The 12,594-nt window shown below is 41.1% G+C and carries 9 protein-coding genes and 2 rRNA genes; 5 read left to right on the forward strand and 6 right to left on the reverse strand.

All coding sequences use genetic code 11. The features are described from left to right. The first annotated feature begins 49 nt into the window (after positions 1–49). Positions 50–1,015, forward strand: coding sequence for a tetratricopeptide repeat protein (locus BKK52_RS07190; RefSeq protein WP_077474239.1), 966 nt, complete (start codon positions 50–52; stop codon positions 1,013–1,015). A 66-nt stretch (positions 1,016–1,081) separates the two neighbouring features. Here BKK52_RS07190 and mfd read toward each other — a convergent pair whose 3' ends face one another. From mfd to BKK52_RS07205, 3 genes are all read right to left on the reverse strand, one after another. Then, positions 1,082–4,522, reverse strand: coding sequence for a transcription-repair coupling factor (gene mfd, locus BKK52_RS07195; RefSeq protein ID WP_077478394.1), 3,441 nt, complete (start codon positions 4,520–4,522; stop codon positions 1,082–1,084). Positions 4,523–4,613: 91 nt separating this feature from the next. Beyond that, entirely contained in the window at positions 4,614–4,793 is a 180-nt protein-coding gene (locus BKK52_RS07200) for a DUF5363 family protein (protein ID WP_077474238.1), read from the reverse strand. A gap of 10 nt (positions 4,794–4,803) precedes the next feature. Further along, positions 4,804–6,666, reverse strand: a complete 1,863-nt coding sequence (locus BKK52_RS07205; protein ID WP_077474237.1) for a tRNA(Met) cytidine acetyltransferase TmcA — start codon at positions 6,664–6,666, stop codon at positions 4,804–4,806. A 245-nt stretch (positions 6,667–6,911) separates the two neighbouring features. Here BKK52_RS07205 and BKK52_RS07210 point away from each other — a divergent pair, with 245 nt between their 5' ends. From BKK52_RS07210 to BKK52_RS07225, 4 genes are all read left to right on the forward strand, one after another. Then, positions 6,912–7,898 carry a mannose/fructose/sorbose PTS transporter subunit IIA gene (locus BKK52_RS07210; protein ID WP_077478389.1) on the forward strand — a complete coding sequence of 329 codons (987 nt, stop codon included), beginning with the start codon at positions 6,912–6,914 and terminating at the stop codon, positions 7,896–7,898. A gap of 11 nt (positions 7,899–7,909) precedes the next feature. Continuing rightward, the gene (locus tag BKK52_RS07215; RefSeq protein WP_077478390.1) at positions 7,910–8,704 is read left to right on the forward strand and encodes a PTS mannose/fructose/sorbose transporter subunit IIC; all 795 of its coding nucleotides are present in this window, start codon (positions 7,910–7,912) and stop codon (positions 8,702–8,704) included. A gap of 10 nt (positions 8,705–8,714) precedes the next feature. Beyond that, complete coding sequence (gene manZ / locus BKK52_RS07220; RefSeq protein ID WP_077478391.1) at positions 8,715–9,548, forward strand: PTS mannose transporter subunit IID; 834 nt, start codon at positions 8,715–8,717, stop codon at positions 9,546–9,548. A gap of 63 nt (positions 9,549–9,611) precedes the next feature. After that, positions 9,612–9,995, forward strand: a complete 384-nt coding sequence (locus BKK52_RS07225) for a hypothetical protein (RefSeq protein ID WP_077478392.1) — start codon at positions 9,612–9,614, stop codon at positions 9,993–9,995. 40 nt (positions 9,996–10,035) lie between these two features. Here BKK52_RS07225 and BKK52_RS07230 read toward each other — a convergent pair whose 3' ends face one another. The 3 genes from BKK52_RS07230 to BKK52_RS07240 form a co-directional block, all read right to left on the reverse strand. Then, on the reverse strand, positions 10,036–11,865 hold the full coding sequence (locus BKK52_RS07230; protein WP_077478393.1) for an ATP-binding protein: 1,830 nt from the start codon (positions 11,863–11,865) through the stop codon (positions 10,036–10,038). Positions 11,866–12,161: 296 nt separating this feature from the next. Continuing rightward, positions 12,162–12,277, reverse strand: a 5S ribosomal RNA gene (rrf, locus tag BKK52_RS07235). Between the two features lie 221 nt (positions 12,278–12,498). Further along, positions 12,499–12,594: ribosomal RNA gene (locus tag BKK52_RS07240) — 23S ribosomal RNA — on the reverse strand; the annotation flags it as partial.

The following is a 12,594-nucleotide window of genomic DNA, read 5'->3' on the forward strand; positions in this document are numbered from 1 at the left end:
ATTTCGTGAAAATATATTTATAAACAAAAGAAAAGGAAGTAAAAACAAAATGAAATTTACCAAAAAATTATTTGCTAGCGTTATTTTTGCAATTTCTAACTTAATTCCAACCGTTTATGCAGATAGTCAAAGTCAATTTGAGCAAGCATATCAAGCGTACCAGAAAGGCGATTTTAAAACCGCTTTTAATCTATTTAAGCCTCTAGCTGAGCAAGGAGATGCGAAAGGGCAATATAATTTAGGGATAATGTACCGTGATGGTGAAGGTGTAGAAGATGATTACCAACAAGCGGTAAAATGGTTCATAAAATCTGCAGAGCAAGAAAATGCAGAAGCTCAAAATAATTTGGGACTGATGTATCTTGATGGGTATGGTGTCAAAGAAGATTATCAACAAGCGATTAAATGGTTCATAAAATCTGCAGAGCAAGGGAATGCAGAGGCTCAATATAATTTGGGGATAATGTATAGTGGCGGATATGGTGTTAAATGGGATTATCAACAAGCGATAGAATGGTTTATAAAATCTGCAGAGCAAGGGTATGCCGAAGCTCAATTTGCTTTGGGGTTAAGGTATGGTAAAGAATATGCTGTTGAAACGGATTATCATCAAGTAGAAAAATGGTATACAAAAGCTGCGGTACAGGGGCATGCAGAGGCTCAATATAATTTGGGAATGCTGTATTATGAGGGCAAAGAGATTAAACAAAATTATCAGCAAGCGGTAAAAGGGTTCACAAAAGCTGCAGAGCAGGGGTATGCAGAGGCTCAATATAATTTGGGGGTAATGTACGATCGTGGTCAAGGAGTTAAACAAGATTATCAGCAAGCTACAAAATGGTTCAAAAAAGCTACCACTCAAAAGACTATAGAGGAGCAATATGAGGTAGCCGAGATTTATTATTATGAGAAACAAGATAAAAAAGAAGCCAAAACTTGGGCCGGTAAGGCGTGTGAGAATGGTTATAAAAAGGGATGTGAAATGTACCACAAATTAAATGACCGAGGATACTAAACAAATATAATAAATCAACAAGAATAGCTATGTAGGGAGGCTTTCCAGCCCCTCTACAGATATACCTTATCCAACCAAAAACCTCACCAAATCCACCACAAATTCCAACCGCACTTTATTCTCAGAAAGATCTTTCATAAACTTGAATTTTAATGGGCCGTCAAAGCGGTACACAATGGGCTCTTTTTGGATGAGTTGGATGAATTTTTCCGGATCAATTTGGGTATTGGGTGAAAATTCAATAAAACCGCCTTGTGTGCCGGCATCAATTCGTAGCACTTGCAAGGGTTCAACCAATAAACGCAGTTCGGCAATTTGCAGTAAATTTTTCGTCGCCTCCGGTAGCAAACCAAAACGGTCTATTAATTCGACTTTTAATTCATCTAATTCTTGTTTGGTTTGTGCCGCGGCAATACGTTTGTAGAAAGATAAACGCATATTCACATCGCCTAAATAGCTATCCGGTAGCAACGCCGGCATACGCAATTCAATTTCCGCTTGTTGGCGGGTTAATTCTTCAAGAGAAGGCTCTCTCCCTTCTTTTAAGGCTTTCACCGCGGCATCGAGCAATTCCATATAGAGGGAAAAACCGATAGTTTCAATTTGTCCGCTTTGTTCATTGCCCAACAATTCCCCTGCACCACGAATTTCTAAATCGTGGGTAGCAAGGATAAAACCGGCACCAAGGTTATCTAAACTTTCCAAAGCCTCAAGGCGACGTTGTGCATCTTTGGTCATCATTTTAGGAGGTGGGGTCAGCAAATAAGCATAGGCTTGGTGGTGAGAACGCCCTACCCGCCCACGCAATTGGTGTAATTGCGCCAAACCAAAATGATCCGCCCTTTCGATGATAATGGTATTGGCCGTTGGCACGTCAATCCCTGTTTCAATAATGGTTGAGCAAACCAAAACGTTATAACGTTGATGATAAAAATCGCTCATGACCCGCTCTAACTCACGTTCACGCATTTGTCCGTGCCCGACCACCACTCTTGCTTCCGGTACAAGTGCGGTCAATTTTTCTGCTGCATTTTCAATACTTGCCACATCGTTGTGCAAATAATAAACCTGCCCGCCACGCAAAATTTCACGCAAGATGGCTTCACGCACCACTAAATCTTCTTTTTGACGTACGAAAGTTTTAATGCTTAAGCGACGAGCTGGGGGGGTGGAAATAATGGAAAGATCACGAATGCCGTTCATTGCCATATTCAGGGTGCGGGGAATCGGGGTTGCCGTGAGAGTGAGAATATCGATGTTAGCACGCAACTGTTTAATTTTTTCTTTCTGCCCTACACCAAAGCGATGTTCTTCGTCAATAATCAGTAAACCGAGATCGTGAAATTTCACATCTGATTGAATAAGTTTATGGGTGCCAATCAAAATATCCACTTTCCCTTCTGCAAGATGTTGTAGGATATGTTTTTGCTCTTTTGCGGTTTTAAAACGGGACAACACTTCCACATTCACCGGTAAATTGGCGAAACGATCTTTAAAATTGTCATAATGCTGTTGGGCAAGCAAGGTTGTTGGCACTAAAACCGCCACTTGTTTATGGTTCATCACGGCTAAAAATGCCGCACGCATTGCCACTTCCGTTTTACCAAAGCCAACATCACCACAAACTAACCGATCCATCGCTTTTGGCTGACACATATCGGCAATCACGGCATTGATAGCCATTTGCTGATCTTGGGTTTCCTCAAAAGGAAAGGTAGCCGCAAATTGTTGAAATTCCTCACGATCATAGTGGAAGGCAAAGCCTTTTTTGGCTTCACGTTGTGCATACACATCAAGCAGATCCGCTGCTACATCACGAATTTTTTCTGCGGCTTTTTGACGTGATTTTGCCCAAGCCTCATTACCTAATTTATGCAATGGTGCACTTTCATCAGCGCCCCCCACATAACGGCTAATCAAATGCAAAGCGGTAACCGGCACATAAAGTTTGGCTTCATTGGCATAGTTGAGAAGTAAATATTCTGCTTTAATGCCCCCGGTATCAAGGGTAACCAAACCGCCATAACGACCCACCCCATGATCTAAATGAACAACAGGTTGCCCAGTTTTAAGTTCCGCCAAATTACGCACAAGGGTATCCGGGTTAATGGCTTTACGCTTATCCCGCTGGCGTTGTTGCACCCGTTCACCCAGTAAATTCGCCTCACCAATAATGGCTAAGGGAGTCGATTGTTCAATAATAAAACCTTGTTCAAAAGCACTCACAAGCAAGCTGAATTTTTCTTGGTGAGCTTGCTTAAGAGTGTGAATCTGTTTCGGTTTCATTTTTAAAGGTTGAAGCAAATCAAGTAACGTTTCCCGACGGCCTTCCGTTTCCACAGAAAACAGGATATTGCCATTAAAATGTTCAATAAATTGACGAAGTTGCCCAAGGGGTTCTTTTTGTTGTGATTGAATGGCAATCGGCGGCAATGGACTTACCGGTAAATTTTTCTGACGTACCGATGAGCGCACTTTTTCATTTTTCAGTGTGATACGCGGATAGCTTTTCAGCCGGCGGTTTACCTCATCAATCGTTAACCATAAACGTTCCGGTGGCAATAAAGGGCGCATAGGGTCGGCTTTACGTTGTTCATAGCGTTGTTGGGCATCTTGGTAAAAACGCTCGCCTTGAATTTGATTTGCCTCCATATCCACAAATAACGTTTGGGCGGGAAGATAATCAAATAACGTCGCCATTTCTTCAAAAAATAAGGGTTGCCAATATTCAATACCGGAAATTAATGTGCCTTTGCTGATTTGTTGATAAATATGTTCCGGATCACGACGGATTTCGCCGAAGGTTTCACGAAATTGGGTGCGGAAAAATTCAATGCCTTTTTCATCGGTTGGAAATTCTTGTGCCGGCAAAAGGTTAATCGATTGAATTTCATCGAGTGTGCGTTGCGTATCCACATCAAAGGTGCGGATAGAATCAATTTCATCATCAAAAAAATCCAAGCGAAAGGGCTGCGTACTACCCATAGGAAAGAGATCAAGCAATGAGCCCCGCAATGCATATTCACCGTGTTCCAACACTTGTTCTACGGCACGATAACCGGCTGCTTCTAACTGTAAACGCATTTTATCAATCACTATGCGATCGCCTTTTTTGATCAATAAAACATGATGTTGTAAATATTGGGGCGGGCAAAGACGTTGCATTAACGTGGAAATGGGCAATAAAAAAATGCCTTTTTTCACATTTTGTAGATGAAAAAGCGCACTCAGACGGGAGGAAATAATATCTTGATGAGGAGAGAAGGTATCATAGGGTAAGGTTTCCCAATCAGGAAAAAGTCGCACTTCCTGTGCAGCGAATTCCGATAACAGCCCCGATAAACGCACTGCAGTTCGGGTATCCGGTGTCACCACCACCGTTAAATGTGAGTGTTGTTCAGCTACTTCACTAATGGCTAAAGCATCGGCACTCGGTAAAACATTGCCTAAAATTTTGTGGTCGTTTGGGTTGGTGGGAATATCGAGTTGGAAAAAAGCGGTTTTCATGAATAATGCGTCAATTTCTGATAAAAATTGACGCATAGTTTACTGAATTAAAAAAAGGGATTCAAGCCGGAAATCTGTATAAAAAAACAGGTTATTTTTTAAAGAGCGAATCTTCTTTGCATAAATTTCCGTTTTCATCTTCCCGCATTTTAGGCACACCACAACAGCTCGGTGAATCAAGATCGTAGGTTTTAAGAAAATTATCGTATTTTTCCAAAGCCTGTTTAAACCATCCTTTTGGCTTCTCATTTTTTTCTGTTGGTGCTGTCATAAAGGTTCCTCTAAGGATTTAAGGATTGATGAATTAAATATTGTTTAATTTCTAAACGAAAGCATTCTACGCTTTTTTTCTTATTAAAGGGAAGCGGTTTTTTGCTGAAAGAGGCGGAAAGTTGTGGAAAATAACCCTCGCCCTGTGCTTTCAACAAACGGCGAATAGCAGGGGTTGAAGAAAATAAGGTGCGGTGAAAATAAGCAAAAGTTTTTAAACGTTGCCAATCTTCCTCATTAAGCGACCAATCCACCTCCCCCCGCCATAGACTTTCAGCCAAAGGGTGCGTTGATAGCCCCAGATCGCGTTGAAATTGTCGCTGTGCGATTTCCGTAAATGCCCTGCCTGCTTCCGATATCCCCTTCAAGGCAATAGCAGAATAACAACCGCTACTGGCTTCCAAGTGTTCGCCTAAATGTACTAATACAAAACCGCTTTTTTGCCAAAAATTTGCCAACGCTTTCGTATAACCAAAACTTACAGAAAGAAAATCTACCGCTGATTTTTGCATATTCTCCACTAATGCCTGCCCGATGCCCTGCTGCTGCCAATAAGGCTGTACGGCAATGCGGGAAATCCGCAGTGAACGCAATCGGCATGCCTGAGGAAAATGGCTATGAAAACACAGGGCTTGTGGGACAAGATTGCCTCTAGGTCGGCGTTTTCCTTGTTGAATTTGTTTAATGAGCGCCTCATCATTCATTCCCCCTTCCTCCAACGCCCAAATCGCCCCGATGAGGCGCTCTCTTTCCGTGGCGAGGTAAAAATGTTGCCCTTCTCCATCAAACAAACGGCGTAAATCAATAGGCGAGGTTCGATAATGGGCTAACGTCATCAAGCCATAAAAAGCCTCAGGCGAACGGATAAGCCTATCCTGTGCAATTTCACTGATTTGGATATTGTGCTGTGGGTGAGAGATAATTTGCTCAAATTTATCTTCTGCATCGAGCAATAAAAGATCCTCAATGAAATGTTCAAGCGGATCATTTTCCTCCCAACGCAAGGGGTGATCTAACTCAAATTGTTGGAAAGTGCGGTGAGTTTTTTGTTTAAATTTTAATTCAAAACCTCGCCCGGTGCCTTCATAACTATGAATGGTGGTGCTAAAAACAATGTGGCGAAAATGTTGAGAAAATTGCTGTAATAAAGATAAGGGAATCATCGCCGCTTCATCAACCAAAAGCCAAGCCTTATCAAAGAATGCCGCATTTTTCTGTAAACGCTCGCTTAATTCATCGGGTGCAATAAATTCAATCTTTCCTTTGGCAAAATCATACAACGTATTGACCGCACTTTTGTTGGGGGCGGTAAGATAAATTGGCGTATTAATGCAATCGGCAAGCATACCAAGCAAAGCGGATTTTCCCCGCCCCCGTTTTGCTGTCAAAAAATAAAGATCAGATTGTCTTTGTAAAATGGCTTCAATGATTTGTTGCTGTTCTAAGGTTGCAGCTTTATGTTTATTCTCATCATGAAAAACAGCGGGAAAACTGACCGCACTTGCCTTTCTCAAAATGGGAAAACGGTAGCGTGCTAGGCATTGTTTGAAATGCTGAATAAAATTTGGCGTGCAAATCCCCCCCCGGTTTCCATTCCAGCGAAGGCTATCCATATCAGGATGTTTTTCTAAATCTTCCCAAGTTGAAAGTAACAAGCAAAAGTGCCCCCCGCGTTTTAATGTCCCGGCTGCAATGGCAAGGGCCTCTAAATGAATCCCGGCTCTGGCATCAAATAAAATATGTTCAAATTCTTGCCCCAATAAATTCGCCGCTTTTGAAAAAGGAATACCCTGCTCCCCCACAATTAAAACTTGCGGCGGTAAAAATGAGGGCATTTCATCGGAAATGAGCACTTGGCATTGACGAGTTAGCATAAGGGATCCTGATCATCATTTTGGCGCATTTTAACGAAATTTTGATGTTCTACAAAACACACACCATTTTGACCGCACTTTTTCTCCAAAATACGCCATTATTCGCTGTCTATTTTAACATCATTATGAATAATTTTTGATCCATATCACACTTTTATTACAAATCTTCTAGCGGCAATATTGAGTTGCGCAACCGTTTACCTTATGCTTTCAGCGTTTTTTTGTAACCTTAGGAGTAGTACCCAATGATTCAAGTAATCGTTGCCGCTCACGGCAAACTTGCCGCAGAGTTGGTAAACTCTTCTGAAATGGTGTTTGGCGAAGTGGAAGGTCTCCACGGCGTCACATTCGTTCCGGGAGAAGGACAAGACACCTTGGTGGAAAAATATGAAGCGATTATCGCTGAATGTAATCCCGCCGATTCAGTGTTATTTTTGGTGGATTTATTCGGTGGTAGCCCCTATAACGCGGCAGCTCGAGTGGCGGCAAAACGCCCACAAGATGATATTGTCACCGGGGTGAGTTTACCGATGTTGTTGGAAGTGTTGGATGCAAAAGACGATGCCAAATCAGCAGAAGATCTCGCCACAACAGCAAAAGAAGTGGGGGTGATGGCAGTAAAAAGCTACCGCAAACCCGATGAAACCGCCTCCTTTAGCTCAGCAGAAAATACAGCGGTCGCCTCATCAGAAGATGTGGAACCGGAAGAAGATAATACACAATATGATCCGAACGGTCGTATGAGTGTGAACCTGTTGCGAATTGATGACCGTTTAATCCATGGTCAAGTGGCAACATCTTGGGCAAAAGCGGTGAAATGCGAGGCAATTTTTGCTATCAGTGATGAAGTGGCGAATGATGAACTTCGCAAAGAATTGTTACTCCAAATTGCCCCTCCTCATTTGAAAGCCTATGTGATTTCGGTGGATAAAGCGATTAAGGTGTATAACAACCCGAAATACGCCAGCCGTAATATCTTGATGTTAGTCACCAAACCGGAAGATGCGGTGCGTTTAATTGAAGGTGGGCTGCGTATTGATACCATCAATGTTGGGGGAATGACGCACAAAGAAGGCAATAAACAACTTTCTGATGCGGTCACCGTTAATCCATCGAATGTGGAAGCATTCAAAAAATTACTTGATCTGGGTGTCAAACTCTCACTTCAGAAAGTGGCCGCCAATAAACCGGTTGAGCTAACCCGTGAAAAATTAGATTCAATTAAATTTTAGGAGAGCCTTTTATGTCAACAATGGAACTCATTTTAGTCGTACTGGTTGCGGCAATCTGCGGTATGGGAAGCGTGTTAGATGAACGTCAAACCCACCGCCCACTTTTTGCTTGTACTATGATTGGTTTGGTTTTAGGTGATCTTGAAACCGGTATCATTCTTGGCGGTACATTAGAGATGATCGCCCTAGGCTGGATGAACGTAGGTGCGGCTATGGCACCGGATGCCGCATTGGCAAGCGTCATCTCAGCGATTTTAGTCATCAAAGGCGGACAATCCGTGGGTACAGCCATTGCTATTGCAGTACCGGTGGCGGCAGCAGGTCAAGTATTAACCATTTTTGTTCGTACTTTAACCATTTTCCTACAACACAAAGCCGATAAATTTGCAGAACAAGCCAACTTCCGTGGCATTGAGTTTTGTCACTTTGCCGGCCTTTCCCTACAAGCCTTGCGGGTAGCAGTTCCTGCCTTAGCCGTAGGTTTAGTGGCAGGCACCGATACGGTAACCAATGCATTAGATGCGCTCCCTGAAGTCATCACCCGTGGTTTACAAATTGCCGGTGGTTTTATTGTGGTGGTCGGTTATGCCATGGTTATCAACATGATGCGTGCAGGGGCGTTAATGCCGTTCTTCTTCCTTGGTTTCGTCATTGCCTCCTTTACTAACTATAACTTAGTGGGATTAGGTATTTTAGGTACCTGCTTGGCGATGCTTTATATCCAGTTAAATCCTCGCTTTAACCAAGCCGCAATGCCTGTTGCCAGCAAAAGAAAATTAGCCGATAACGAATTAGAAGGTCTATAAGGAGCGCATTATGTCAGATCAAAAAGTCACACTTACTAAAAGTGATATTTTAAGCACCTATTTCCGTTCAACGTTCCTTTTAGGTTCATTCAACTTTGAACGTATGCAATCAATGGGATTTTGTGTTTCGATGATCCCAACCATCAAACGTTTATACAGCAAAAAAGAAGATCAAGCGGCGGCATTAAAACGTCACCTTGAATTCTTCAACACCCAACCTTGGGTAGGTTCCGCCATTATGGGAGTCACTGCTGCGATGGAACAGGAACGTGCCAACGGTGCAAAAGATGTGGATGATGCGGCAATCAGTGGGGTAAAAGTGGGCTTAATGGGACCACTTGCCGGTGTGGGTGACCCGATTTTCTGGGGAACATTACGCCCTGTTTTAGCGGCACTGGGTGCCGGTATTGCCTTAACCGGTAGCATTTTAGGCCCACTTTTGTTCTTTATTTTAATTAACGTGATTCGTGCCTTAACCCGTTGGTATGGTTTCAAATACGGCTATGAAAAAGGTACAGAAATCGTGTCTGATATGGGCGGTGGCCGTTTACAAAAAATCACTCAGGGGGCCTCTATTCTCGGTCTTTTTGTGATGGGTTCACTTGTCTCAAAATGGACCAGTATCAATGTGCCATTGGAACTCACCCGTTATCAAAACCAGCTCGGTGAAGAAGTAGTGGTCACCCTTCAAGGTGTTTTAAACGATCTGCTTCCGGGCTTACTCGCCTTATTGCTCACCTTCTTATGTATGTATTTATTGCGTAAAAAAGTGAATGCAATGATCATTATCTTTGCTCTATTTGGCGTGGGGATCTTAGGTTATTGGGCAGGAATTCTTGCCTAATAGTTGAAATTGCAAATCATAAGGGCGTATGATACCGCCCTTATTTTTTTTAGGATAAACACAATGAAACTCAAAGCATTACTACAAGCCCCTCCTAGTGAAACCTACATCAAAAACAGCTCCCGCTTGGTCTCCGGTTTATTTATTATTGGCGGATTAGTTTATTATCCAACTCAGGGTTATGGCACACTTATCGCCTTAGCTCTCGCATTTATTGTGTTACTCGGTCAAAAAATGCTACTAACCCAAGCCAATAAAGATTTTAATGAGATGTATCAAGCAAAACAATTTTATGAACAAACGCACAATGTTGATTATCTCCGTTTTATCCTAGCCCGCACCGAGCAAATGCTAAAAGATAATAAAGTCCTGTCTGATAAGGCAAAACGTGAAATACAACAATTGCGAGATTATTCCGAAGAAAAATTGGCGAGTGAAAACTACTGAAAAATCAACCGCACTTTGAATTAAAAGTGCGGTCAATTTTCTATAGGTTTAAATATTCTTCCAATTCTTTCACATTCGTCTGCCAATGAGTATTGAGCTCATTAAGACAATCTTCAATATTATCTTCCCAATCCGGCTCCTGATTACATTGCATTTTTTCCGCTAATTGCTGCAATGTGATCAGACCTGTTGATCCTGCTGCACCTTTAATTTTATGGGCAATATCAACCAACTCTTTTTGTGAAATTTGATCCGTTAAATAACCGGTGAAAGCATCATTTAATTCCTGTAAATAGATTGGCATAATCTGTTTAAATAAGATTAAATTTTGCTTTGCCTGCGTTTTGCCCAAGACATCAATGAGTTCCGTATTTAATGAGGGATGGGATAATTGCGCTTTTACTTCGTGATCGGCGGCAACATTTTCATCTGCAAAAAAATGATAAAGACAACGTTTTAACTCATCCAACGCAAGGGGTTTACGCAATACGCCATCCATTCCTTTCGCTTGATACTCTTCCTCGTTTTTCATCACGTTTGCTGTAAATGCAACAAGCGGTGGGAGAAAATCATAAATACCTTCTTCATATTGTTGACGTAGGTGTGCCGCTATATCAAAACCTGACATATCCGGTAGCTTAATATCAAGTAAAACAATATCATAGAAATTACGTTCAAATAACTGAATTGCCTCTTTCCCATTCATTGCCACATCAACACGATGCCCCAATTTTTCTAATACATTTTTTGCTACGATAATATTCAATTCAATATCTTCAATCAGTAAAACCGCCAAGTTCAATGGTTGGGAAAAGCTATGATCTACTATCGGATGAGCTTCTTTAGCCTGTATATTCAGATGAAATATCGAACCTTTACCAATTTGACTTTCAACCCATATATCCCCCTGCATTAATAAGGCAATATTTTTGGATATAGCAAGTCCAATTCCGCTACCGGAAGAACGCTTCTTATTTTCTTTCACCTGATAATACATTTTAAAAATATTATCCCATTCACATTGGGCAATCCCCGTCCCTGTATCGGAAACGCTAAAATGATAAGTATCATTTTCTGAAGCAGAAACAACTAATTTAATTTCCCCTTTTTCTGTAAATTTCACCGCATTGGCAATTAAATTCCAAAGAATTTGACTTAGTCTTGCGCTATCCAAATAAAGTAAATCCGGTAAATTTGACGTTATTTCTAAAGAAAATTTGAGATTTTTAGGTTCTGCCATTAAAACAGCAAAATTTTGAATATCATTTAAAAGTGCATTGAGGTTTGTAGGCTGTAAGTTTAGTTCTAATCGTTTGGTATCAAGCTTATTTAAATCGATAATATCACTAAAAATATGCCCTAAATTGACCGCACTTACATTAATTGTCTTGAGGTAACTTTGTTGTTCTGGCGTTAAATCACCGTCCAATAGAATACGGCTTAGCCCAATAATACCGTTTAAAGGTGTTCGCAATTCATGGCTTATTGTTGCCATCAGATTACTTTTATCCCGATGAATTTCTTCCAAATTATCAAGTGCAATAGAAAGTTTATTTTCTGTTTGTTTACGTTCTGAAACTTCCTTTTTAAGCTCAGTTACACTACGAGAAAGCTGACTGCGAGATGTTTCAAGCCGTTCGACCAAAACGGCAAAAAAGTAAATCACAAAAGGCGCAGACATTAATCCAAAAATAATTGAGCGTGCAATATCAATCCAATAAATATCTCCGATAATAAAAAGACTCAATAATATTTGCAGAGAAAGGGCAAAAATAGCCAATAAAAAAACACCAAGTAAGGAAAATTTAACCCGTCCAAGACGGATGAGCCAATCAATATAACGTTGAGCAAGGGATTTTAAATGTTTCATAATATTTATTAAAAAGGAAGAGTGGCGATATTCTAGCACTCGGTAATACGATAAGAAATCACAGAATACTCAATGTACAGAATAATTTGATTAATCTAAAATGAAATGCGGTCAGTTTTTTGGATTTTATTGTGTTGGTTGGTAAAGATTATAGGATAAAAGTCAAAATTAAGATTAGTAAACTATTTATCAATAAAAAAATTCCCTGAACCTTTCGATTCAGGGGATTTCTTTTATTTTGCCTTATCTGATTCGGTTTGTTTTATCTTGGCTTGATTTGCCTTGCTTTAATAAAAACCCGGCGGTGCCCTACTCTCACATGGGGATACCCCACACTACCATCGGCATTACAGCGTTTCACTTCTGAGTTCGGAATGGATTCAGGTGGGACCACCGCACTCTCGCCGCCGGGATTATTCTTCGATAACTTCTCGTTTACTTTTCTTATTTTATTATTTCGTTCTTTAACGATTTGTTCGCACTTCTGCGCTAAATTTGGTACTGCGCTTTCTCTGCTCTCGGTCACAAGCTGATAACTGTTTTATTTTGTTCTGTTTAGTTTACTTCGCTTTTCTGCTTTCTCTCGCTTACTTTTGCTTCGCTTCACCGCCCACAAAAACACTTGAGCGTTGTATAGTTAAGCCGCTCGGGCAATTAGTATGGGTTAGCTCAATATCTCACAATACTTCTACACCCCACCTATCTACGTCTTAGTCTCAAACAACCCTT

This window comes from Rodentibacter trehalosifermentans, assembly GCF_002000545.1.
GTDB classification, from domain to species: Bacteria; Pseudomonadota; Gammaproteobacteria; order Enterobacterales; family Pasteurellaceae; genus Rodentibacter; species Rodentibacter trehalosifermentans.

Bases quoted from the DNA above. Each gene is read 5' to 3' on its own strand.
- BKK52_RS07190 (WP_077474239.1), top strand. From the start codon at position 50: ATGAAATTTACCAAAAAATTATTTGCTAGCGTTATTTTTGCAATTTCT.
- mfd (WP_077478394.1), bottom strand. From the start codon at position 4,522: ATGAAAACCGCTTTTTTCCAACTCGATATTCCCACCAACCCAAACGAC.
- BKK52_RS07200 (WP_077474238.1), bottom strand. From the start codon at position 4,793: ATGACAGCACCAACAGAAAAAAATGAGAAGCCAAAAGGATGGTTTAAA.
- BKK52_RS07205 (WP_077474237.1), bottom strand. From the start codon at position 6,666: ATGCTAACTCGTCAATGCCAAGTGCTCATTTCCGATGAAATGCCCTCA.
- BKK52_RS07210 (WP_077478389.1), top strand. From the start codon at position 6,912: ATGATTCAAGTAATCGTTGCCGCTCACGGCAAACTTGCCGCAGAGTTG.
- BKK52_RS07215 (WP_077478390.1), top strand. From the start codon at position 7,910: ATGTCAACAATGGAACTCATTTTAGTCGTACTGGTTGCGGCAATCTGC.
- manZ (WP_077478391.1), top strand. From the start codon at position 8,715: ATGTCAGATCAAAAAGTCACACTTACTAAAAGTGATATTTTAAGCACC.
- BKK52_RS07225 (WP_077478392.1), top strand. From the start codon at position 9,612: ATGAAACTCAAAGCATTACTACAAGCCCCTCCTAGTGAAACCTACATC.
- BKK52_RS07230 (WP_077478393.1), bottom strand. From the start codon at position 11,865: ATGAAACATTTAAAATCCCTTGCTCAACGTTATATTGATTGGCTCATC.